24 protein-coding genes and 2 pseudogenes are annotated in these 21,495 nt (G+C 52.8%); 9 read left to right on the top strand and 17 right to left on the bottom strand.

Annotated elements, in window-relative coordinates; translation table 11 throughout:
• The 3 genes and pseudogenes from ABD76_RS29930 to ABD76_RS23980 all read left to right on the top strand — a co-directional run.
• A pseudogene (locus tag ABD76_RS29930) lies at nt 1-165 on the top strand (IS1380 family transposase); the annotation flags it as partial.
• 191 nt (nt 166-356) lie between these two features.
• A pseudogene (locus tag ABD76_RS29925) lies at nt 357-527 on the top strand (IS5/IS1182 family transposase); the annotation flags it as partial.
• A 620-nt stretch (nt 528-1,147) separates the two neighbouring features.
• On the top strand, nt 1,148-2,479 hold the full coding sequence (locus ABD76_RS23980) for an NCS2 family permease (protein WP_242069774.1): 1,332 nt from the start codon (nt 1,148-1,150) through the stop codon (nt 2,477-2,479).
• Nucleotides 2,480-2,692: 213 nt separating this feature from the next.
• On the opposite strand, the gene ABD76_RS23975 is transcribed toward ABD76_RS23980, so the two are convergent.
• The 17 genes from ABD76_RS23975 to ABD76_RS23895 all read right to left on the bottom strand — a co-directional run bounded on the left by ABD76_RS23975 (nt 2,693) and on the right by ABD76_RS23895 (nt 16,208).
• Nucleotides 2,693-2,833 carry an XkdX family protein gene (locus tag ABD76_RS23975; protein WP_197259532.1) on the bottom strand — a complete coding sequence of 47 codons (141 nt, stop codon included), beginning with the start codon at nt 2,831-2,833 and terminating at the stop codon, nt 2,693-2,695.
• Nucleotides 2,830-3,405 carry an XkdW family protein gene (locus ABD76_RS23970; RefSeq protein ID WP_197259531.1) on the bottom strand — a complete coding sequence of 192 codons (576 nt, stop codon included), beginning with the start codon at nt 3,403-3,405 and terminating at the stop codon, nt 2,830-2,832. The genes ABD76_RS23975 and ABD76_RS23970 overlap by 4 nt, the downstream gene beginning before the upstream one ends.
• Before the next feature lie 16 nt (nt 3,406-3,421).
• Nucleotides 3,422-5,899 carry a hypothetical protein gene (locus tag ABD76_RS23965; RefSeq protein WP_197259535.1) on the bottom strand — a complete coding sequence of 826 codons (2,478 nt, stop codon included), beginning with the start codon at nt 5,897-5,899 and terminating at the stop codon, nt 3,422-3,424.
• Complete coding sequence (locus ABD76_RS23960) at nt 5,900-6,184, bottom strand: ketopantoate hydroxymethyltransferase (protein WP_197259530.1); 285 nt, start codon at nt 6,182-6,184, stop codon at nt 5,900-5,902. It lies immediately after the preceding gene.
• Entirely contained in the window at nt 6,181-6,768 is a 588-nt protein-coding gene (locus ABD76_RS23955; protein ID WP_197259529.1) for a putative phage tail protein, read from the bottom strand. The genes ABD76_RS23960 and ABD76_RS23955 overlap by 4 nt, the downstream gene beginning before the upstream one ends.
• Nucleotides 6,758-7,870, bottom strand: a complete 1,113-nt coding sequence (locus ABD76_RS23950) for a baseplate J/gp47 family protein (RefSeq protein WP_197259528.1) — start codon at nt 7,868-7,870, stop codon at nt 6,758-6,760. Before ABD76_RS23950 ends, ABD76_RS23955 begins: the two co-directional genes overlap by 11 nt.
• Nucleotides 7,863-8,276 (bottom strand): DUF2634 domain-containing protein, encoded by a 414-nt coding sequence (locus ABD76_RS23945; RefSeq protein WP_197259527.1) that lies wholly within the window; start codon nt 8,274-8,276, stop codon nt 7,863-7,865. Before ABD76_RS23945 ends, ABD76_RS23950 begins: the two co-directional genes overlap by 8 nt.
• Nucleotides 8,273-8,572, bottom strand: a complete 300-nt coding sequence (locus tag ABD76_RS23940; RefSeq protein WP_172879161.1) for a DUF2577 domain-containing protein — start codon at nt 8,570-8,572, stop codon at nt 8,273-8,275. The genes ABD76_RS23945 and ABD76_RS23940 overlap by 4 nt, the downstream gene beginning before the upstream one ends.
• A gap of 2 nt (nt 8,573-8,574) precedes the next feature.
• Complete coding sequence (locus ABD76_RS23935) at nt 8,575-9,543, bottom strand: XkdQ/YqbQ family protein (protein ID WP_197259526.1); 969 nt, start codon at nt 9,541-9,543, stop codon at nt 8,575-8,577.
• An 11-nt stretch (nt 9,544-9,554) separates the two neighbouring features.
• Nucleotides 9,555-10,226 carry a LysM peptidoglycan-binding domain-containing protein gene (locus tag ABD76_RS23930; RefSeq protein WP_197259525.1) on the bottom strand — a complete coding sequence of 224 codons (672 nt, stop codon included), beginning with the start codon at nt 10,224-10,226 and terminating at the stop codon, nt 9,555-9,557.
• Nucleotides 10,226-12,277, bottom strand: a complete 2,052-nt coding sequence (locus tag ABD76_RS23925; protein ID WP_197259524.1) for a phage tail protein — start codon at nt 12,275-12,277, stop codon at nt 10,226-10,228. Before ABD76_RS23925 ends, ABD76_RS23930 begins: the two co-directional genes overlap by 1 nt.
• A 263-nt stretch (nt 12,278-12,540) precedes the next feature.
• Nucleotides 12,541-12,963, bottom strand: a complete 423-nt coding sequence (locus ABD76_RS23920; RefSeq protein ID WP_197259523.1) for a phage tail assembly chaperone — start codon at nt 12,961-12,963, stop codon at nt 12,541-12,543.
• Nucleotides 12,964-12,993: 30 nt separating this feature from the next.
• Nucleotides 12,994-13,452 carry a phage tail tube protein gene (locus tag ABD76_RS23915; RefSeq protein WP_197259522.1) on the bottom strand — a complete coding sequence of 153 codons (459 nt, stop codon included), beginning with the start codon at nt 13,450-13,452 and terminating at the stop codon, nt 12,994-12,996.
• Nucleotide 13,453: 1 nt separating this feature from the next.
• Nucleotides 13,454-14,770, bottom strand: coding sequence for a phage tail sheath family protein (locus ABD76_RS23910; protein ID WP_197259521.1), 1,317 nt, complete (start codon nt 14,768-14,770; stop codon nt 13,454-13,456).
• A complete protein-coding gene (locus ABD76_RS23905) occupies nt 14,770-14,943 on the bottom strand; it encodes a hypothetical protein (RefSeq protein WP_197259520.1) in 174 nt (57 codons plus the stop codon). The genes ABD76_RS23910 and ABD76_RS23905 overlap by 1 nt, the downstream gene beginning before the upstream one ends.
• Nucleotides 14,933-15,472: a phage tail terminator family protein gene (locus ABD76_RS23900; protein ID WP_242069773.1), complete on the bottom strand. Its 540-nt coding sequence runs from the start codon at nt 15,470-15,472 to the stop codon at nt 14,933-14,935. The genes ABD76_RS23905 and ABD76_RS23900 overlap by 11 nt, the downstream gene beginning before the upstream one ends.
• 313 nt (nt 15,473-15,785) lie before the next feature.
• Complete coding sequence (locus ABD76_RS23895) at nt 15,786-16,208, bottom strand: ArpU family phage packaging/lysis transcriptional regulator (RefSeq protein ID WP_197259519.1); 423 nt, start codon at nt 16,206-16,208, stop codon at nt 15,786-15,788.
• Nucleotides 16,209-16,532: 324 nt separating this feature from the next.
• Here ABD76_RS23895 and ABD76_RS23890 point away from each other — a divergent pair, with 324 nt between their 5' ends.
• The 6 genes from ABD76_RS23890 to ABD76_RS23865 all read left to right on the top strand — a co-directional run bounded on the left by ABD76_RS23890 (nt 16,533) and on the right by ABD76_RS23865 (nt 21,465).
• On the top strand, nt 16,533-16,964 hold the full coding sequence (locus ABD76_RS23890; RefSeq protein ID WP_197259518.1) for a helix-turn-helix domain-containing protein: 432 nt from the start codon (nt 16,533-16,535) through the stop codon (nt 16,962-16,964).
• Between the two features lie 33 nt (nt 16,965-16,997).
• Nucleotides 16,998-17,459: an ImmA/IrrE family metallo-endopeptidase gene (locus tag ABD76_RS23885; protein WP_197259517.1), complete on the top strand. Its 462-nt coding sequence runs from the start codon at nt 16,998-17,000 to the stop codon at nt 17,457-17,459.
• 153 nt (nt 17,460-17,612) lie between these two features.
• On the top strand, nt 17,613-18,578 hold the full coding sequence (locus ABD76_RS23880; protein ID WP_197259516.1) for a GDP-mannose 4,6-dehydratase: 966 nt from the start codon (nt 17,613-17,615) through the stop codon (nt 18,576-18,578).
• Between the two features lie 695 nt (nt 18,579-19,273).
• Nucleotides 19,274-19,561 carry a hypothetical protein gene (locus tag ABD76_RS23875; protein WP_197259515.1) on the top strand — a complete coding sequence of 96 codons (288 nt, stop codon included), beginning with the start codon at nt 19,274-19,276 and terminating at the stop codon, nt 19,559-19,561.
• Nucleotides 19,562-19,749: 188 nt separating this feature from the next.
• Nucleotides 19,750-20,256, top strand: coding sequence for a hypothetical protein (locus ABD76_RS23870; RefSeq protein ID WP_197259514.1), 507 nt, complete (start codon nt 19,750-19,752; stop codon nt 20,254-20,256).
• A gap of 42 nt (nt 20,257-20,298) precedes the next feature.
• Entirely contained in the window at nt 20,299-21,465 is a 1,167-nt protein-coding gene (locus ABD76_RS23865) for an IS4 family transposase (RefSeq protein ID WP_242069761.1), read from the top strand.
• Nucleotides 21,466-21,495: the final 30 nt, after the last annotated feature.

The raw sequence follows: 21,495 nt of genomic DNA, 5'->3' as shown, positions 1-21,495 counted from the left end.
CTTCGAAACAAAGTCAGCCGCAGGCGGGTCAAAACGGTCATCGAAAATCTGATCTGGCTGGCCTCTCGAATGGTAGAGCATGCCAGACAAACGAAGCTCCGCTTCGGAAGACATAGTCCATGGTTTCAGACATTCCAGCGCATTTACGGGACCTTGTCGGGATAATAGATTGCGAACCTATGTTTCCGTTCAAGCTTTGCACAAGGGAAGCTTTGTTTCGTGATGTCTTTTTCAAGTGAATCGAGTCATCACCTCTGCTTTCTGCGCCTATCGTTACAACTGATAGTGATGGTTCTCTTATTCGTAACCCTTTCACGGATTCAGGTTTGAACTAACCGCTCGATGCAACGCTAGTGCCTGTCCTGCCCTATACCCGTCCTCAAACGAAAGAAAACTTCTTTAAAAAGCATGAATACGTGTACGATGATCACGATAACTGTTACCTATGTCCAGCCAATGCGGTACTGTCTTACGAAACAACGAACCGTGATGGTTATAAAATGTATCGCTCGAACCCGGCAATCTGCAAAAATGACGACCTGGCTCTGGAAGACCGGTCGCACCTCTCCCGCGACTGCAGTATTACGAGGGAGTTTGTCTTCAATCTGAAGCGCCCGGTTGAGCGGGCGTTTTTTACGGAACCGGTGAAGTTCTAACGAAGCTGTAATTGAATGTCCCGCATACAATTCGCAGCCGCCATACAAGCTGCCGTGGAGGGTGGAACCCCATCGGCATATGTTGTAGACGAGAGATTGCCCCCAATGTTTCCTATGAATCTGGCAGATCAATAGAAGACGCAGCAGTTCTCATGCAGCGAAAGTACTCCTTCATGCGAACGGTTCCACCTTTAGCTGATGTAGATGAGTCCATTGCCATGGGCATCCCCTTCTGACCGGATGGGAGAGTGCTGCTAAGGAATGACAGAATAGACGTCTCTCCCTTTTAACAGGAAAACCGATCTCCCCTCTCTCAAAAAAACAACAGCGACAATCGACCGCAGACTATCCTTTTAACAGGAAGTGAAATTCCTCTTGTTTATTTCCTTCGAGGATGTGATACAATAAGCGCAATAGCGGCTTCATGCCGTCTATCTTTCATATTCATGAAAGGGTTGGGTGAGGGGCTACGATGGAAAGCAGGTATTCGATTGGTCCACCAAGAAAGAGAGAGACCGTCGCATGCAAAGGAGAATGCTTCGCCTAATCCAGTTGTCCGCCTGAATCCAAGCGATTGGCGGCGGGAGCTGTTAGCGGGAATCGTATCTTTTTTTGCGATTGTCTATATTATTATTGTCAATTCATCGATATTGGCGGATGCCGGGATTCCGCAGGAAGCCGGTATTATCGCTACTGTGCTCGCATCCGCGATCGGCTGCTTCATTATGGGCTGGTGGGGCAAAGCGCCCCTGATCATCGCGCCGGGGATGGGAATCAACGCGATGTTCACGTACACGCTCGTTCAGGGCATGGGGCTGACGTGGCAGCAAGCGCTGGCCGTCACCGCGATATCCGGCATTTGCTTCATTGCCATTAGCATGACTACGCTCGTCGAGAAGCTGAGAACGGCCATTCCCGCTTCATTACAGGAAGCGATCTCGGTCGGAATCGGTCTCATGCTCGTCCTCATCGGATTGCAAAAGGGCGGGGTCATCGTCTCGGATCGCTCCTCTATAATTGCGGTGCAATCCTTTGCCGATCCGGGCGTGCTGGTTACGCTGTTGACCTTGGCGTTGACATGCATTCTGTACATGCGCAAGGTTCCGGGGAATCTGCTGCTGGCGATTATCGGAGGGACCGTGCTCGCCTACCTGTTCGGAGCCGTTCCGACGAATGCGTCGGCCGGAGGCGGAGGCTTTTCCTGGTCCACCTATGGGGATGTGTTCGGGCAGTTGACCGTGAAAGGCTTACCCGTTACGACCTTGATCGTCGCCGTCTTCTCGCTGACGCTCGTCATCGTGTTCGAGAGCGTCGGTCTGATTAACGCGCAGTTGAACATGAGCGGCAGACAGGAGCGGTTCCAGCGCGTCGTTCAGGCGAATGCGGTCACGGTCTTCCTGAGCGGGATTTTCGGCACAAGTCCGACCGTCTCGACCGTGGAAGCGGCCGCCGGCATCTCGTCCGGCGGAAGAACGGGCTGGACCTCGATCGTCACGGGAGTGCTGTTCCTGTTGACGTTCATTGCGATGCCGGTCATCACGCTCGTTCCGGATCCGGCAGTGGCGCCGATCCTGATCTTCATTGGCGGCTTGATGATGCCCGCAGTCCGGAATATTTCCTTCGAACGGCTGGAGGAAGGCCTTCCCGCCTTCTTCATCATCGCGTTCATTCCGCTGATGCACAGCATCGTGGACGGAATCGCGATCGGCTTCATCAGCTATGCGCTGTTCCACCTTGCGGTGGGCAAAGGGCGCCAAGTCAAGCCCCTGTTCTATATCATTTCGCTTCTGTTCGTCATGCATTTTGTGCTGCAGACGATATAAGAGAGGTTGCCCCGAAATTGCAGGGTTAGCAACGGAAGAAACCCGCCTTGGACGCATCAGCGTCCGGGCGGGTTTTTGTCGTCGTTATAGCAGCGGGTAGCTTGGAGAGAGGTTTTCATGTTCAAGCCGGACTCCCCTGCCTAACACGAACGGATTACTCGTCCATGACCCTGCGCGTTCATTCACTTTACTGTTGACAATATTATTTAGGTGTTATTTGAAGTCAATTCCTGTGATTTCCTTGTACTCTTCCGGCGTGATTTCCCCGAAAGGATTGGCAGCCGTCTTCACCGCCGCGCATAGCCCCTCCGCGTCGATCCAACGGCATTCAAAAGCTAGCTTCCAAAAATTCATGCCAATTTCCCTCCTTTAAGTTGTATGATTTCAAGTTTGGCATTGGTTAGCTCCGCCCCTAAGCTGTCAATGACGTTCTGCTGCTGAATATTCCTGATTTTTAATTGTGTCAGTTCTTGACCTAACATATCCATCTGTGAAGGCTGCGGCGGCGGATTCAGCACTTCTATCTCCTCGTCCGTAAGGCCGTTCCGCCAGAAGCTTGGGCCGTCCACAGGGTGCGGCGGCTTCGGCATCGGAGCGTCGCTCTCCAGGTCATACTCGGCGAAGATAGCCATGTATTCGGCGTATGCGGCCTCATATGCCTCCTGCACTGCTCTGTAGCCCTCGACATCGAATATAGGCTGATAGAGTCCATCTGGCATCGGCACGGCCACCGTGTAGCCTACGAGCACCGTTGCCGGTTCGTATGGCTGTTCGTCGTCACGTTGCACCGGTTCCGACTGCGGGAGCGTGCCGGGTTCGTCCGGCTCAATCGGTTCCCGCCGATCAAAAACGCCCGTCACGGAGTCCGCAACGAGCGTCGGTTCGATGTAGCGACCGGAGAGGTCGGTTATGATTGCTTCTTTCATTGTGCGTCCCCCTTCGTTATCGTTCGGCTCGGAACGAGATCCCCTCTAAACTGAAAAGTTCATTTGATCCTCGCGTTGGATAAACTGAGCCTGTCTCACCAGACACGTCAATACGGGCTATAACTCCGTTAGCCTCAGTGACGCCCGCTCCTTGCGAATAAGTTACGTGAGCGGAACTGTGGGAAGGACGATATCCCTTCGGGAGTACGAACATTGCCTTGCCACCGTCAATCACTCCGCCTTTAACCAACCCACGAAGATGAACAATGCCGTTATCATCTTTGTAGTACTGCGGAGGGGTCCAACGCTCGCCCCAGCTCACCCATCCGTTCAACAGAGTCGGCGTAATCCATGGAGGAGAGTCCTTCTCCGCCTTGCTGTTCTCGACCACGCTTAACCGCCGACCAATGTCGCCCACTTCCTGCACCAAGTCCGATACAGTCCCGCGTAGATTGGCCGCAACGGTGCCGCTGATTGGAGCCGCTAGCGTTGGATCGAGCATCGTATAGGTGACGCGGTAGACTGCGGTGGGGTCGAAGTCCGCAAGCGGTTTAAATGCTAACTCATTCCCGTAGGCATTTCCCGTGGTTATAACCCAGTGGTTATTTTGTGCGTGCTTATAGACGCCCAGAATTTTCTGAACCTCATAAGCGAGCTTGCTTGTCGGGAATACCTTTGTCTCATTTATGTAGTAGCCGCTATAAACCGCTGAACCTTGCGGATTCGCCTTCTCCCGAATCACAATACCGCTGCCGACCTCGACCATGTTCGAGCCTGCGGAGAGTGTCGCGCCCAACTCATAATTCCGAACGGGTTCGACGGTTGGCTTCGCCTTTAGGTATTGGAGGCGGTAGGGAGTCCATTCCGGATATGTCTCTGTCGGCCGCGCCGTCTGTGGCGCAGAATTGGTAATTATTTGATACCAACACTTAGTTCCCGTCCCGTTATACGGAGGGAAGCCCGCAACATTCTCAGCCATTCTCCAGCCCATAAAATAGAGCTTAATCTCTTCTGGTTCCGGTTTGTAATCCGGCCCCCATCCGCTGTCGGTATTGGAAATTGTGATAGTTAACGCGTCATAAACTTTGTTGTTAAAAAGCCCGGTAATAAATTGTTGATCCGGAGCAGTAGGGGCGGTTCCCGAAGGACTGCGTTCCAATAATACCCCGGTATACTTAGTCACAATCCCCGTGTCGTTTTCTGGACGCTCAATCTTCTCCAATCCAACCCACTTGAATCCAGTAGCTGAACCACGGTAAATCCAAGGCAACGAACCATCCAACGTAACCTTCTTCCACGGCTCCAGTACATACGGCAGCCCATCGTCTCCCATAAAGAGCGTATCGGGATTGCTGCCGTCTATCGGATGAGATGCGAGTTCGGCCTCGAAGGCGACCATACTGCGTTGCTGCGGAGTGAAGGGCTTCGGTTCGGTGCCGATGTTGAGCATTGGGTTTGATATGGTATAAGTTTTGATACCCAACTCAAGGTTGCTAAAATAAACCCGTAAAAACTCCGTTTTCGGCGGAGTCGTAACTGTCAGTGTCTGGCTCGTTGTATAACCAGCCAGCGATATTATATTTTTATTACCATCCAGAAATCCGATGTTTATGTTACCTTCGTGCTGCGCAGATAGCACGTATTGAGTATCTGGCAAAGACCTGACATCAGTCGCAAACACAGTGTTATCTCCATCAGCAATCAGTAGTGCGTGATAGGGAGATGCGATCTTCATCTGGCTGATAGTCATTGTCCACTCATAAAACGGCGGCAGCAGATTCCCACCCGTAACAATCGCATACGGGTTCTTGATATTTGTCATAGAGTCAACATATGGATACCGCTCCGCAACCTGCTCAGGTGTCATGCTTCCGATTGCGTTATACTCAGCTTCGGTAATTTCGTAGAGTCGCGCAGAATCCATATATCCGTAACAATTTGTTTCTCCGTTAATAAGGACATGAAAATTAGATGTTATATCTTCAGAAGGTGATAAACGAATATGAACCGGAGTAAACTTCGAGACATCGGTAGCCCATGTACTATTGATATGATTAAAATTCAAACAGAGCTCGGCAGCATTGCTGTTTTTCAAATCAACCAATGCCACATAATACTTACCAGCTTTAAGGGAAACTTTTTGAATATGGACAAGTCCAGAGCCAGTAACCCCGGTGAATGAAACCTTCATCCCATACGACCCCGATGTTTTATTTGTCGAATCAAGAATATGAGATGTATAAGAATCAGCCCAGAGATTCACATCTTCGCATCCTCCCGCACGCCCCAACAAATTCACCAACGTCCGTCCCTTCACCTCCCCCATCCGGAACGGCGTATCATTCTCGACCTCCACCACCTGGAGGCCGGGGTTCAGCGTTAGCGGCTGGTAGGCTGGGACATGGGCGTCCTTCAGGCCCTGCTCGATGCGGTTCATGTCCTTCTCGGTGACGAGGTCGTCGTATTTCCAGTCGGTCTTTGCCTCGTATGACATCTAGGCCACCTCCTTGATTGCGATTGGATGCTTGATGAGCGTATCGGTTGTAAGCGGAATGTATACCGGATTCGAGGTCAGGACCGTGCCGGATTCATCCTGCAACTCAATCAGCGTCACGGTCTCCGCCGCACCGGCGGGGATAATGTATTCCATCAGCACTTCCTGCTCCGATACATCCTTGATCTGAAAATCCGTAATTTCCACGGATTGGTTCAGCACGACCTTGGCGATTCTACGGTTGACGTGCTGCGCCATTTCCTGCAATAAAATAGAACTAATCATTTCAATACGACCTCCTGTCCCCGTTCGGCTAACGGCGTCCGTCCCAGTCTCCAGCCCGTCGACAGCTTCGTCCGGCGGTTAAGCGGGGTACGGCTCAAATGCTCCTGTACCTCGATCCGCTCCGACAAGGATGTGGCCTGCCGATACAAGAGATTGGCCGGCTTCATGAAGCGCACCGTATGCTCCACTTCCTTGAAAATCGCCGCGTCGGTCAGCTTCGCCCGAACGGTCAGCTCGAAGCGGCCGACGTCGAGCTCCACCTTGGCCCGATCGGCGCCAAGCAGGAAGTCGAGTCGCTCTTGCAAGTACCGCACCGTGAACGGCGGCTTGGTGGAGTAGCGGTTCATGACCCGTTTTTTCCGGAAATCCAATGACTCCTGTGTCGGGTCGGCCTGAATGCCGAGCTGTTCTTCCCTGCGCTTCAACGAAGCCTCGCTCGCCGTGAGCACGAATTGATCGTTCAGCCATTTGTCGGCCCCGGCCGCCACGCCTTTCAGCTCCGCATCGACGGTCTCTCCCAGCCATTCGAATTCGCGAATGCCCTCATAATAGGGAGGCAAATAGGAGCAATAGTTACGCTCCATGGAGCTTCACCTCCCGCAGCACAGGCACTTCCTCCTCGGCGAGTTCCAGATTGGCCGCGGTTCCGTTCAGCGTCGTGCCGCTCACATCCGCAACCCCCGGCACGGTGAGTATGCGGGCTTCCATCTGGCTGATGCGGACGATCAGCTTCTCCTGGTCCTTCCACGACTCCCGAAGCAGATGCATATATTGCTGCAGCACCTGCTCGACGTCTCCCTGCACCTGGCCAAGCGTCATTCCCTTGTCGAGCTGCAGCGTCGTCTCGACCTGCAACTCCACGGGACGCACAGCCGCGATCGTTACCTGATGCCCGATAGGAGCGAAGCCTCCACCCATGCCGGCTGCCGCCTTCGGATCGGTCTGCTCCTGAACCTCGGCAATCAGCTCCGCCGACGGAACCTGATAATCCGACGAGATGAGCGTACATTTGACCGTTCCGCCCCCTTGCCAGGCCGGAAACACCTTCACACCGCCTACGCCCGGCATGACGGTCAGCTTCGTCCGATAGTCGGACACATTGCCCCCGAACGGCTGCTCGTTAATCGCTTCAAGATAGCGATCGCGAAGCGCGTCATCGGATTCCGTGTCCTCCCCGGGGACAAGAATGTCCCCAAGTTCCGCCCGCGCCAACCCGGCGATATAGTCGATCGGCGTGAGTTCTCCATAGAGCCGATTGCCGTCCGCTCCCTCCGTCTCGCAGGTCAGCTCGCTTTCCCCAGGGGTCAGCGATGCCGTTACCCGCCATGTCAAATCTTCGATCGCAAAACGGCTGCCGATCGGCACGCTCTTCGGCGATCCGTCCGCAGCGTAAAATCTCCCTCTCCGCTTGGCGGCGACAGCAGGCAGTCGCCGGACGCCGAACTCGGCCGTCCGGCGCTCCAGATAAGCGCCTGTAGCCGTATCGGCATAGGATAGCTCGCGGTTCAAGCTCATCTCTTGGTACCACTGCGCCAATTCGGCCGCGACCGGCGCGAGCGCATCGTAGATGATGCTGCCTTCCCGCTTGTCCACCTCATTGGGAACCCGCTCCAGCATGCGCGCCAAAATATCCTCATAGCGCGGCGTCTCCTGCAAGTACGCTTGTCCTCCAATTCCATTATCCATTGACGGTCACCTCCTTCATCGTCTGCACCGTCCCTTCCGTCGTCTCCACCATGAAGCTGACCAGCATGGCATCCTCCGCCGATTGGAATTCGAATGCGGTAACGCTCCGCACCCGGTCATCCTGCATCAGCGCTTCGGTAATCGCCCGTTCCAGTTCAGATTGAACGAAGCCCGCGCCATATCCAAGATTCGCTCTCAGCTCGGTTCCGTAATTCGGACTATAGATGAGATGCTCATACCGTTCCGTCTGCAGCAGCTTGTCGATCGCCTGCTTCATCGCATCCAGGCCATCGGTTATGCCTGCAACCCTGCCCGCTCCGCGATCAATTCGGTAAGTCCGTGTCGGCTGGCTGGCCTCGGCAACTTCAAAAGTATCTTCCATATCCAACAGCACTTGTGGAATCACATGCCCACCACCCTGTCGATGGCAATATACATCTGGCCGCCTTGCGCGCGGGCGAGCAGCACCTTGTCACCGGCCTTCAACCCATGCCGGATGACGACCTCCTCCGTGCCGATCCGTACCTTATACTCGGTCAACTGCTCGGTTAAGGCTATGGCGCTGGCGGGAAGCGTGAACCGCTGATCGACCTGAATGCGGAGCGGAGCGGCGCTCAGCACCTCGCCGAACAGCAGCGAGACCGGACTGGAAGCCTCGACGGCGCCCACTCCGGCTTTTTTGATAATATCCAGCATCCCCATATCTAGATCACCTTCAATGTTAGTGACATTTTATGTCCCGAACCGTCCCAGTCGTGGGAGCATTCATCGATGAGCATATATTGCTGAATCTGTTGTTCGGGCAAATAAAGAGGGATGTACATTCCGGCCCGAATGCGCACATCCCCTACGGCGTCCACTTTTAATGTTTTTTTCTCGCGGTTGTGAAGCTTCATATAGGATGCGAGAAGCTCCTTGATTTGGGCGTCATTCATGCCCTCTTCGAGTTTTTCGGACAACTGCAGTCTTCCCCATCTCGCGATGTTCGCGCTGTCCTGCATAATATAAGTCTCGCGCTTGCCCGACGCCTTGTTGTCCCGGAACAGCTTCACGCGGTTGTAGGTCTCATCGTCAATCGACCGCTTGTGCGAGAACCCCCGCATCTGGCTCTCTTCACCGATAATGATGTCGGTTGTCCACGTTTTCGCATCCCGCAGCGTCAGCTTGCCGAAGTCGTCATAAAATATGAAAATATTGCGCGTCGCAATCAGCGTCTTGTCCAGCGCGCGGCAGATAATATCGAGCAGCTTCTTGTTATCCTCCATCACGAGGGGAATGACATGCTTCGTGTCGGCCAGATCGCCGATCTTCAGCTCGCAGTCCTTCGCTATCCGCTTGATGAGATCCGTGGCCGTCACATTTTCGAGCACATACGTATCGTTCGTTAGCAAGTACCGGATCTGGTCATAGGCGGTCAGCTTCACCTTATCGTCCTCACCGGTCTCGATGGTGAACACATATCCGTAAAACACCGGCTTGCCGTCGATCCTCACCCGCACGACATCGCCATTGTTGACAGTAAATTTCCGGCTCTGGAACAGCGCTCCAGATACATAAGTCAAGGACATCTTAGCCGGCTTGCCGGAACGGGACGTCGACCAGGTCATATCGGTAATCAGCTCGGAAATATCCCACATCGTCTTATTGCGGTTATCAATAATGACTTCGATCATGCCTGCACCTCCTACCGCAGCCGCAGCTTCCGGCCTTGTTCCAGATCCTTGACTTCATCGCTCCGAAGACCGTTCAGGCGCTGAATCTCAACAACCTTGCTCTCATCATTGAAAAATCGTTTGGCTACCGCCCATAGCGATTCGCCCGGGCCAAGCGTATAGGCGGAAGGAATCATGCGTTCATCCGGCCGCTCCGGAGGGGCCTTTTGGATCGTGACGGTGCTGTTCGTATTCGCGGACTTCGTCATTTTATGCGCATGGAAAAAGCGATATTCCTTCAAACCGAGCTCATAATCGATATCCCCTACGCTGCCGGACGACTCCGACCATGTGAACTTCTCGATGACCATCGCCAGATTGATGCGCATGGAAGGCGAGGTCAGCACGAACCGGATCGGGCGCTGCCGCTTCATCCAGCCGCGCAGCATCTCGACATAGTCCTTCGGCTGGAGCAGCCGCTCAGGAGGGACATGAACATATGGGGCCGGCCCTGCGGGGAACAGGCTGCTGAATTGCAGCTCGGCCAGCTTCATCGGCTGAATCGCGTTCACCTCGCCCAGTCCGATAATGTCGAAGGAGGACAGATTCCCGGATTCGCTCACCTGAAGCTGGGGCGGGTTGACGGGCAGCTCCATCACCTGCTCCTGATTGTTGATGCTTAGAAAGATGCGGTATTCATTCATCACCCGTACACCCCTTCCGCCGTCGAGACGAACTCTTCCTCCAGCTTCTGTTCGATCCGGTTGATGAGCGTATCGAAGTCAAAGCCTTGGTGGATGTCGCCTGTGGACACCTGCACCGTCGGCGTCAGCGTCACGAAGTTCTGAATGCTGTCCATTTCCGCCAGCTCCCGCATCATCATCAGCTTCTCGTCGGAAATATCGACCTCGCCTTCGACCTTGCCGACCTTGCCGATTTTGCCGACTTCTCCTACCTTTGAGATTTGCGGCGCATTCATGCCCGTGCCTAGGCCCGTGCTGATCGGCTTGAACTGGTCTGTTCCTGTTGGGCCGGGATCGGTAATCTTTTTGAACAGGTCGTTTGTGAAACCACTGTTATTCTTGACGAAGTCCTGGCCTTTCTTGAACGCGGCTGTAACATCCGTCTGTTCCATACGGTATTTGGATAAGTCGACCAGTTTGTTTCCGTCGGACTGAAGTTTGCTTTCATCCACCCACTCGGGATGCCACTCATCAAAGGTATCCATGGTGGAGCCGGTCAAATTGTTTATGGCCGTTATCACCTTGTTGACTCCTCTGATAATTCCGTTTGCAATATTGGAAACTAGATCTTGTACGTTCTTCAATATCTCCCAGAAAACTCTTTCGATGCCCTCTCCTAAATTATTAAATTGATTGAAACAAGCTTCTACTAAAGACAAGATGGCGTTCCAAATAACCGCAGCCACGCTCATAACTGCCGCACCAACAGCAAAAAATGCGCCAACAATATAACCGACCACGGTTCCGGTCGATACGCCCAAACTATTCAACGCTTCCATAATCAGCACAATCGCTGCAATAATCGCAAAAATCGGCCAAACCGCAATCAGCCACTGAACGAGCCAATTCGCAGCGACCGTGGCAACAACGATGCCGATGGCAACGAGGGCATTTTCGACCAGGCTCCAGTTTTCCAGCAGAAAGCCCACGACCGTTTCCGTGATGGATCCAAGCAAGCTTAATCCGCCATGAATCGCTTCGAAAAAGCCGTTGAACCGCCCTTCCTCAAATGCCTGATTCAATAATTGCAGTACGGGGCCGAACGCCATCATGGCCGTCTCGCCCATTAAGGCCAGCATGCCTTGGAAGCGATTGACGGCAAGCTCCCATTGCTTCACCGGACTTTCCATCAAGAGAGCAAGAGATTCCTGGCTCATCCCGGCCTTGGTCATCAATTCATCGAAGGCCTCCAGGAAGCCGTCCAAATTCCCGGTCTGGCCGAAGGACTCCATTTTTTTCTGAAGGTCCTCATTGATCGGCAGATTCAACTGCCCAAGCAGGCCGTCCGCCTTTCCGAAGTAAGCCTCCTTCATCGAGCTTGCAAGTCCGGCGGCATTTTCGTTCGGCCGGAAGGCGGCCAAGCGCTGGACCATTTCATTCATCTTGGTGACGTCATTGGCATTTTTCGATATCGAAGTCAGCACAAGCCCCGACTCCAACGACTGGTTCACATCTCGCCCCGACTTGAGCGCTTGGGACCTCATGGTTTCGAACACCGCCGCTCCCTGCTGCGCATTGCCATATTGCGCCTGGTAGCGGGAACGGAAATCTTCCGCCGCAGCCGCATTCTGAATCGCATGGACGCCCATCGTCTGGAGCGCGTTCAATATAGGAAGGGCCGCGCTTTTCATTTTCTGCCCTATCGTTTTTTCTTCTTCGTCCTTGCCCTTGTTCTGTTGCTGTTTGTTACCTTCCTCATCTGTGGACCCTCCTGCTTCCACTGCGGAGGCGCCTGCTGCTTCAACCGCTTTAGTGAAGCTGTGAGCCGCATCGCTCCATTCCTTGCCCGCGTGCGCAGCAAGCTGCTTCCATGACTCTGTCATCGAATGAAATGACTTCTTGACGACTTCATCAATCGAAGCCATGATCCTCAGATGCGTCATACCCATCATTTTCAGCATCGGGTTGAATTCGAAGCTCCAATCGTTGCGCATGCGGTTGACACGCTGGGGGAGCACGACAGGAGCCGGCGGCTGTGGCGGCTTGAAGATGATAAGCTGCTTCTCGTTCATGAACTCTCCTCCTTTCCCCGGCAGATACCAAGCCTTCCCGCCTACTTCCTCATCAGAACTAGAGAGAAGGCTCTACTATCCGCGGTTGTTCTACCGCTTCTTCATCTTGCGCTGCGCGCGGCGTTCCTCCTCCACGCGAATGTCGATCATCGCATAGATGGCTGCCCGCTCGCGCTCGGGCAGAGCGAGCAGCTCATGCGGCAGAATGCGAAGCTTGTGGAGGGCGTAATAGGCATAGTTCGCTTCCCCGTCGCCCTCCCGGATTAGTTTTTTACTTCATCAATGAGTTCGCTCATGTCCTGATTGAAGCCATTCAGTTCCTGAACCTCTTGCAGCAGCGCCGCATATTCTCCCGGCAGGAGCATCTTGCGAAGCAGCGCTTCCGCTCCCATGACGCCATACGATTGCTGGAGCTCCGAGTTTTTCAGATCCGGAAAGACGACGCTCGCCACGATCAGCTTCGCCGTATATTCATTGAAATCAATCTCCGGCGTCACGGCGCCTCCCTTGCCCTTCTTCTGTTTGGTCGCGGCCTTGCGGCACTGCTCGTTCTCGACCTCGCTGATGCTTCGAAGCTGCCACGGCACCGGCTCACCCTGTTCATCCTTGAAGCGGGCAGAGACGACATAAGCCGTCTCCGTATTCGTCTCCGCATTTTGGGCCAAAAAATATCGCAATGAACTCATTGCTGCTTTCACCTCGCATGTTATTTGTAATTACGAAATGATATTGAAGTTATTTAAAATATCAACGTCGTCAAACGTAAACTCAACTTCCTCTTCCAGCACGTCGCTCTCCGTATCCAGCTTCGCCATGACGACGCTGTTCAGATTGACATTCTTCAGGCAGACCGTCTGCGTGCCAATCGAGGACATCGGATCTTCATTCGTAATCTGGATAATGAAGTTCGTGTCTTTGCCATGCTTGATATAATCAAGCATCATATTGCGGAACAGCGGCGTCATATAGTAGATCGTCATGCTGCCGGTTCCCGTCCAGCCCGCTGCCTTATGCTGCACGCTGCGGCTGCCGAGCACCTTGACTTCCGCTTTCTGCTTTTCGATCTTCGCCTCCAGCGTCTTTACATAGAACATTTCCTCGTTTTTACCGTCAATTTGAGCAAATGCCCGGCCTTCGCGGCCCGAAATCGTATCCTTCGCCTGCAACAATGCCATGTTACTTCACCTTCACTTTCATATAAATTTTCTCTACGGCGTCAACCGGCTGCACCGCCAGCTGAATAACGATACTGTCGCTCGTATCGCCAGACGTGACCTGTACATCGGTCTGCGCATCAAATGGCTGAATCGCGGACAAGCGCACGAGTTGATCAAGGTAAGCGATGCATTCGCCGCGGAACAACTGGCGGCCGTCGCCGTTATTGTTCACCTTGCCGACATAGGACGTCTCGAACAATTGCTTCATATCGTTGGCAATGCCGTCAAGCACCCGAACGACCCGGTTTTTGGAGAAAACGCGGCCCTTATCCGGAGTATGAGACGTAAAGCTGTTGATGTCCTGCTCGACCACCGCGCGGCCCCGCTGATGGACGAATACGAATTCGCCCGCCTCCAGCGCGGCTTCGACCTGGCGGTTCGTCAGCCGCACGTCCGCGTCGATCGCATCTTCATACGCGGTATAGGTAAGTGACTCATTCATTGCCGCCGCAGCCGTAGCGGCAGCCACCCACACGCATGCTTCGGCAGCGCCAAGCACGGTGCCGTCCGCCAGCTTGACCCCGTTCTTCACGCTGATGACGCCTTCGCTGTCCGCCAGCGGATAGTTCGGAAGCACGGCCTGTACCTTTTTCCCTTCCTCCTCGCGCATCCGCTTGATGAAGGCGGTATAGACGGAAGCGAGTGTCTTGTCCTCCGACGGCAGGGCCACCGCATGGAAATCCTGCACCGCCAGCGCATCCAGGAAGTTCATATGGTCTTCATTCGTCGCCGCGCCGTCCTCGCCGCCAGTCAGCGGCAAGCCCGCGATCGCCTCCAGCGCCCCGCTGCCTTCGAATTCCACCCAAGCGTTGGCCTTAAGCTCCTCTGCCTGGGCGACGGTCTGAAGATCGACCTCGCGACCCGCGACCTTCGTGATAACGTCCATCTTCGTATCGTCGAGGACGTTCGGACGCACCACGAGTACGATGTCGTTCCCGCGAACGCCGCCGCAGCGGGCAATCGCCTTCCATTCCTTGTGAGTGGCCTGGGCCTTGGTGCCTTCATTCAATCGGTACAACAGCACCGTCTTGGCCCGCTTGAATGCTTCGCGCACCAGCAGCAGCGCCTTGTCGGTCACCTCATAACCAAGAAGCTCGAAAGTCGCTTCTCCGGCTGGCAGTTCCAGCACCTGACGGGCTGGTCCCCAGCTCAATTTCAACGGCAGGGCCACAACCCCGCGCTCTCCCATCGTTCCCATCGGGCCCGCTTCCGAATCGAAGCGCACATATACGCCCGGTCTTACTTTGTTCTGCGTCATCCATGTTCCTCCAGCCATCACAATACCTCCTGAATCATAAATTGGTGCAGTTGCGCGGCAACCTGCGCCTTCGTATACATGCCGTCCTCGCGGAGCAGAGCATGCAGCATATCCCGCTCCCGTCCGCTGTCCGCCTTCGCTTCCAGCCATTGCGCCTTCGCGTAAGCCGTCTCTTGCCCATCAATGCTCATCTCGAATCCGCCCCTCCTGCTTCATTGCTTCCATCTTGCTGCCCGTCTCCCGCTCCCGCAGCAGCGTGAGCCCATACTGCACCCGGAAGCGCAATAGATGATCCGGGTACTCGTGGCTCATCTCGGCGCCGCGGCAGCGCATCGTCCCGAAGTCGACGAGCTCCAACACATCATACAGCGCATCGGCGACCTCGTCGGGATGCAGCCGTTCTCCGGTCTCTCCCGGCACATAGTCGATCTCCACCTGCCACGCTGCCGCATAGCGGCGCTCCCCAATGCGCTGCCTGCTGCCGCTTCGAATGCGGACGGCGCAATACGGCGCTGTCGCATCCGCTGCCGCCTCGGCATCCAGCACCGTCATATTAGGGAAGATCTCCCTGAGGCGCCGCATCACGCCTTGCCGAATCACGGCACTGTGCACGTTTTTCTCCCCCTTTGCAATCCGGCGTACGTTCCCGTGAAGCAGCCACTGCATCTTCGCCAAAAACAAAGACCATCCGGCATCATCATCCGAATGGTCTCTACTCATGGCTTGTCCACGTTCCGCCTAATCCGCGGTTCTAATGGTACACCACTTCACGCTACTATCTTATCATCGGAAGCCGCCCGTCTGCGTGCCAGCATCCGGCCAACGAGCGGACAAGCGGAAGGCCAGAGACGGTTTGGCGGTGCCACGGCATTTTGGGAGATTCAAAACAGTCGTTCACTTCCAGCTCGGAGAGAGCTATTGCACCGGTTCATGCCGATCAAAAACGCCCGTCACGGATTCCGCAACGAGCGTCGGTTCGATGGAGCGATCGGATAGATCAAATATTTATGCTTCTTGATGTCCCGCCTTGCCCCTACTCCGCATATACTTCCAGCCCGAGCAGGAAGGCGAGCTCCATCACCCCGCGTGCCTTGATGCGGCGGAAGGTGCGCTCGCTGACGTTCATTTCATGGCAGAGCAGATAATCCGGCGTACTGTTCTGCGGGCTGAGATAACAGCGCTCGATCACGCCCCGCTCCGCCTCGCCCAAATGTTCAATCGCCTTCGTCACATTGTCATGGACAGTCTTCATGTATTGCTCCCGCTCCAGGTTGTGGACGGCGACGTCCTCGACCGGCTTCCCGACCTTGTGCGTCGCGCCGTGATAACGGGGAATATAAGCCAGCGTCGTCCGCATCTCCCGCCGAACCGCTCCGGCTTTGCGGTACAGCTTCGCCACAGCCAACACCGATTCTACCCGCTTGCGCGTCTCTGCCCGATTAATGGTTGCCAACATCGTGAACCACTCCCCAATTCGTTATTTATAATATAAAATAAATATAAAAAAACTTTAAAAAGTTATTAAAAACAACAATCAGAAAATAACGAGGGTTCATGCTGCCTGGCTAAACCAACCATCCCAAATCCCCTCAACCTAGGAAAAAGACCTCTTCCGTTATTTACAATAACGATCTATACTGAAAGAAATATATTTTCAACAACATGCACCAAACTATTGAGAACAAATGTTCGTAATGTTATACTGCAAGCATACCATACCGCCGAATTGAGCGTCAATGATGAATTGATGCTCATATATTAAAGGACGAGGGTGATAACGATGACTGGCAAGAACAGAGAAGTGATGGGTTCACGAATCAAGCAGCTTCGCTTGAAGCACGGCCTTTCCCAGGATGATGTCGCCCATGCGCTCGGCATGAAGCGCGCCAATGTGGCCAACTATGAAGCGGGACGCACGACGCCGCCGAGCGATATTATCGGTCGCCTGGCCGATATGCTGCACACCTCTGCCGACTACCTGCTCGGGCGGACGGACAACCCGCTCGCGCTGCATGCGGCGGGTACGATACCGGAATGGGCCACTGCCAAGGACAAGCGCGATTTTCGCAAAATGCTGGAGGAAGATCCGGAGGTGATGTTCGACGGCGTGCCGATGGACGAAGACGACCGCGAACGGGTCATTCAAGTGCTGGAAGCCTTGTTCTGGGATGCGAAGAAGAGGAACAAACGGAAGCCGAAGCGAACGGAATGAACATTCGAACCTTGAAACCGCGGGGTGCATGGCATGGATGTTGAGAACATCGTAAGCAAGCTGATTCGGAAATACAAAACGAACTGTCCTTTTCAACTGGCGCAGCGGCTGAACATAATCGTCAAGCAGGCGCGGCTCGGCAATTCGACGCGCGGCTTTTATTACCGCAAGCTGCGCCGACGCTATATCGTGATCAATACCGATCTGCCGTTCGAGTGGCAGCGCTTCGTCTGCGCGCATGAGCTCGCCCACGACCGGCTGCATACGGGAACCGGCCATTTCTTCATCGAGCGGAACACGCTGTTCTCCGTCGGCAAATTCGAGCGGCAGGCGAACGAGTTCGCGCTTCGGCTGCTCCTGGACAGCACCGAGGCGCTGCCCGGCGACACGAAGGAGAGCTACTGCATGCGGCATGGCATTCCGCTTGATGTCGCGAAGTTCCTTCCTGACGGCGACGCGAATGACATTCAGCGGGAGCATGACGCAGCCCTCTAGGCAAAAAAATCAGAAACCGGTACGAATGCCGTGGCCTTTTATAGGTGAATCCCATAAGATGTGGCATCTGATGATTAGGTATGTGCCGGGCGAGCGGAGCCAGGTATTCTCCGCCCCCATGCCGCAACTATATGAGAGAGGTGATTCCCTTACATGAAGGCGCTGGTTACCGGTGTCTCCGGGTTTGTCGGAAGCCATATGGCGGAATATTTGCTGGATCGGGGCGTTGAGGTCGTCGGAACGATCCGCAACCGGAGCCGCATGGAGCATATCCGCCATATCGAATCCATGATTCATCTGGTCGAGTGCGAACTGCGCGATCCGTTCTCGGTCGAAACGCTGCTGACGCAGGAAAAGCCGGATTTGATTTTCCATCTGGCGGCGCAGAGCTTCGTCCCGACCTCCTGGAATTCTCCCGTCGATACGATTACGAACAATGTGGCGGGGCAGCTTAATATTTTCGAGGCAGTCCGCCGCCACGATCTTGACTGCAAGATCCAGATCGCCTGTTCCAGCGAAGAATACGGCCATGTCGAGCCTCACGAGACGCCGATTACTGAGGACAATCCGCTGCGGCCGCTGAGTCCGTATGCGGTGAGCAAGGCAGCACAAGATTATCTTGGTTACCAATATTTCAAAAGCTATGGTCTGCATGTGCTTCGCACTCGTACCTTCAATCATACGGGCCCTCGCCGGGGCGAGCAGTTCGTGACGTCCAACTTCGCCAAGCAGATTGCCGAGATCGAGAAGGGGCTTCGGGCGCCGGTCGTCCATGTCGGCAACTTGAACGCGAAGCGGGACTTTACCGACGTGCGGGATGTCGTACGGGCCTATTGGCTTGCTCTGGAAAAAGGCGTACCCGGCGAATGCTACAATATCGCCTCCGGATCCTGCGTCACGATTCGCGAGATGCTGAACATGCTGCTCTCCTTCAGCAGTGTCAACATCGACATCGTTCCGGATCCGAGCCGGATGCGGCCGTCGGATGTGGAGATTTTGCTGGGCGATAACACCAAATTCTCCCGCCAGACGGGCTGGAAGCCGGAGATCCCGCTGGAACGGACGCTGGAGGATTTGCTGAACTACTGGCGCGAACGGGCAGGCAAGCAAGCATTATAAGAAGAGAGGAACCGGAAGCGCCATCCCGGCGGCTCCGGCATCGATAATGAAGCATGACGAGCAGCCGTTTCCCGACCGGCAGGTTATCGGGAAGCGGTTTTTCTCGTATCCATGAAATCACTCCGCCTGTGCAATGCATACGGCCTCGATGGCCGCCAGTTACAAAACGGCATTGCTGAATTATTCAAATCATACGAAATAAAACATAAAGCCCCAAAACACTCCACAACAATTCGTGTTCGAGAGGTAGTAGAACCGATCATACCCGCCCATTTTGCTTTTCAAGTTCCCATGTGCATGTTTCAAGATATTGTTTTCTGTTACTTCAATCAGGTATAACTCATTTTATTTTTGAGATGGTGTTGGAAATACTAGGAATTCATATTGAAGAAGGGAATTATATAGCCTGTGGGGAAGTTACAAATTTTATATCTAAGAGAAATCGGTTTAATTATCGCTGTCAATTTTAAAATTCGTGAACTATCTAATGAAAAAAAGCGGTGAGATTTTTTGAGCTCCCCCCGTCAAGTATAAAGTACAAAAAATAAAAATGAATTAAGCGGCCTTCGTTCTAAATTCCATCAGACTGAGGCCGTTTAGTTTTGCTTGTATCTAGGATTGCTTTTTTAGATGATTTTATGTCATTATTGAACAATAGATAAATTGGAAATTATAAGGGAAGGGAATGATTTGCAATGACAGGATACACAGAGTTTGTGCCATTAAATTTGAAAGCAGTGTTCACAGATGTAGATTTAGAAGCGCAACAAATAACCACCAATATAATTTTCCAAGATAAATTAATTGCGACTCTTGCCTTTAATTTACGTGAAAATACGATGATCAAAGTTGGAAGTTTTGATGATGTAAGTCACTTTAAAAAACACGGAGTTGATGAGCAATTTATTCTCTCAAGAATTAAAGGAGAAGTTCTTTCAATTATTGAGAATAATATTTCTGAACCTGATGACTTTTTTGTCTAATTCTTCAACATTATTCAACCTATTTATGGGAATTTAGTCCCGCAGTTCATCTCAAAATAGAACTTTGGATTTTACATTTATCGACAATAATTTGTATATTTTAGTGTTATTATGACTATAAGGAACATGTCCCTTAATGGATTGTATAGTTGGCCAACTGTCACAAAAATAGAAAGGACTGGAATCTTATGAAAAGAATTTTCTCATTCGCTTCCGCACTGTTATTATTTGTGACAATTTTTTCAGTATCGATTGTATCAGCCGCTCCTGAGGTTGAGATTCGTGCAGGAGAAACTATTTTTATACCTCAAAAAGAACAACGAGCCCCCTCCTCTGATAACGCTAGCACATTCGCAAACCCAATGGGGAGAATCGATTGTGAGCCTACATCCGCAGGAGGAGCAATATGTGATTGGCGGGTGGCTGCTGGTCTTAAGAAGATAAATTACTCTAATGTGAAAGTAACGTTTGAAAAATTGAACCGTGCAACGTTTACTTGGGAGTACGTATCTCAACAAACGTTTAATTATCCTGTGAATCCTGCAAAATCTGTAATTGAGGATCAAGCTTCCATTGGTATGTTATCTTCGGGATTTTACCGTGCTACCCTGGGAGGAACAATCACCACTAGAAATGGGACATATGTTGCAAGTGCCGAATCTCCCGCTACATTTACCATAGAACACACCTGTTGATTAACCACAAAATGGTAGAAAAAAAGCCGCACACCCGGTAAAATGTTTGTACGCCTACAAACTCAACCGAAGAAAGGTGGCGACTCCATGAAAAAGTCTACCACGATCCTGTCCATCCTTCAATCCGTTTTGCCTGCAGAAGAAATCGATTCTGCAATCGAACTCGCCGGCTATAAAGACAAGGCCCGCAAGTTTACCGTCCATCATTTGCTACAATATTGGGCGATGGCTGCCTCTGAACAATGGGATAGCTACCGTTCAGGTGTGGTTCATGCAGCAGCCAGCGGCTTGCTTCCTGTCCATTATTCCAGTTTTTCCGGAAAGGCAGCTGAGGTTCCCTTTGCTGTATTCAAGGAGCTCCTACACCGGCTCATCCAAACCTGTAATCGTCAAACGACCCGAAAGCTGGCCTTTCCTAAAGAATTGCTTTTGATTGACTCGACGACCGTAACGGTAGGAAAAACTCGCTTGCCCTGGGCCCCTTACCATGGTGAGCGTTCGGGCATTAAGCTACATGTTTCTTTGCAAGCCCAATGCGACTCCCCTCTAAACGTGGTCGAAACGGTTGGTTCGAAACATGATGGTCCGCTCTGTGAAAGCTTAACCCATTTGGATTACATTATGGTTATGGACCGGGCTTACGGGAAGCTCGAACGATTAGATCGTTTCAAAGAAGAAGGTCAATCCTTTGTCGTTCGACTGCGTGATAACGTTCATCTTGAAAAACCACGTGCTCTACGCCGGCAAAAAGAGCCTAACAGCCCGGTCATCCGGGACATTACGTGCCAACTTGGAACAGAGCAATGTCGATCCAAGAAGCGGCATCGCGTCGTTACCTTCCAAGATTTCGATGGCCGAGAACTCCGCGTCGTTACCGATCTCATGCAAGTGACCCCAGAAGAAATCGCACAGATGTATAAAGCCCGGTGGCAAATCGAGGTTTTCTTTCGCTGGATCAAGCAGCACTTGAATATCCCTACTTTGTTCGGGACAACTGAAAATGCCGTGTACGGGCAGCTGTTTGTAGCTCTCATCGTTTACGTGTTACTCAAATGGTTATTTGATACCACTCAAGGGGTCGTATCTAGGCATCAAAAGCTGTCCTTTATTCACTTTGCACGTCTATTTAGGCTAAATTCCCTTCCTCCCGAATGGCTCGTTAAGATGCAGAGGATAAGAGAAAAATTCAGCCCTGCCGGGCTTGTTTGAGTTACACAATTTGGTTAATCAACATGTCTG

Origin of the sequence: Paenibacillus dendritiformis, from assembly GCF_015845845.1 — a bacterium.
In the GTDB taxonomy this organism is placed as follows: Bacteria; Bacillota; Bacilli; order Paenibacillales; family Paenibacillaceae; genus Paenibacillus_B; species Paenibacillus_B dendritiformis_C.
This window is presented reverse-complemented; position numbering and strand designations above follow the sequence as displayed.

Coding starts and splice junctions, on each gene's coding strand:
- ABD76_RS23975 (WP_197259532.1), bottom strand. CDS start 2,833: ATGAATTTTTGGAAGCTAGCTTTTGAATGCCGTTGGATCGACGCGGAG.
- ABD76_RS23970 (WP_197259531.1), bottom strand. CDS start 3,405: ATGAAAGAAGCAATCATAACCGACCTCTCCGGTCGCTACATCGAACCG.
- ABD76_RS23965 (WP_197259535.1), bottom strand. CDS start 5,899: ATGTCATACGAGGCAAAGACCGACTGGAAATACGACGACCTCGTCACC.
- ABD76_RS23960 (WP_197259530.1), bottom strand. CDS start 6,184: ATGATTAGTTCTATTTTATTGCAGGAAATGGCGCAGCACGTCAACCGT.
- ABD76_RS23955 (WP_197259529.1), bottom strand. CDS start 6,768: ATGGAGCGTAACTATTGCTCCTATTTGCCTCCCTATTATGAGGGCATT.
- ABD76_RS23950 (WP_197259528.1), bottom strand. CDS start 7,870: ATGGATAATGGAATTGGAGGACAAGCGTACTTGCAGGAGACGCCGCGC.
- ABD76_RS23940 (WP_172879161.1), bottom strand. CDS start 8,572: ATGGGGATGCTGGATATTATCAAAAAAGCCGGAGTGGGCGCCGTCGAG.
- ABD76_RS23935 (WP_197259526.1), bottom strand. CDS start 9,543: ATGATCGAAGTCATTATTGATAACCGCAATAAGACGATGTGGGATATT.
- ABD76_RS23930 (WP_197259525.1), bottom strand. CDS start 10,226: ATGAATGAATACCGCATCTTTCTAAGCATCAACAATCAGGAGCAGGTG.
- ABD76_RS23925 (WP_197259524.1), bottom strand. CDS start 12,277: ATGAACGAGAAGCAGCTTATCATCTTCAAGCCGCCACAGCCGCCGGCT.
- ABD76_RS23920 (WP_197259523.1), bottom strand. CDS start 12,963: ATGAGTTCATTGCGATATTTTTTGGCCCAAAATGCGGAGACGAATACG.
- ABD76_RS23915 (WP_197259522.1), bottom strand. CDS start 13,452: ATGGCATTGTTGCAGGCGAAGGATACGATTTCGGGCCGCGAAGGCCGG.
- ABD76_RS23910 (WP_197259521.1), bottom strand. CDS start 14,770: ATGGCTGGAGGAACATGGATGACGCAGAACAAAGTAAGACCGGGCGTA.
- ABD76_RS23905 (WP_197259520.1), bottom strand. CDS start 14,943: ATGAGCATTGATGGGCAAGAGACGGCTTACGCGAAGGCGCAATGGCTG.
- ABD76_RS23900 (WP_242069773.1), bottom strand. CDS start 15,472: ATGAGTAGAGACCATTCGGATGATGATGCCGGATGGTCTTTGTTTTTG.
- ABD76_RS23895 (WP_197259519.1), bottom strand. CDS start 16,208: ATGTTGGCAACCATTAATCGGGCAGAGACGCGCAAGCGGGTAGAATCG.
- ABD76_RS23890 (WP_197259518.1), top strand. CDS start 16,533: ATGACTGGCAAGAACAGAGAAGTGATGGGTTCACGAATCAAGCAGCTT.
- ABD76_RS23885 (WP_197259517.1), top strand. CDS start 16,998: ATGGATGTTGAGAACATCGTAAGCAAGCTGATTCGGAAATACAAAACG.
- ABD76_RS23880 (WP_197259516.1), top strand. CDS start 17,613: ATGAAGGCGCTGGTTACCGGTGTCTCCGGGTTTGTCGGAAGCCATATG.
- ABD76_RS23875 (WP_197259515.1), top strand. CDS start 19,274: ATGACAGGATACACAGAGTTTGTGCCATTAAATTTGAAAGCAGTGTTC.
- ABD76_RS23870 (WP_197259514.1), top strand. CDS start 19,750: ATGAAAAGAATTTTCTCATTCGCTTCCGCACTGTTATTATTTGTGACA.
- ABD76_RS23865 (WP_242069761.1), top strand. CDS start 20,299: ATGTTTGTACGCCTACAAACTCAACCGAAGAAAGGTGGCGACTCCATG.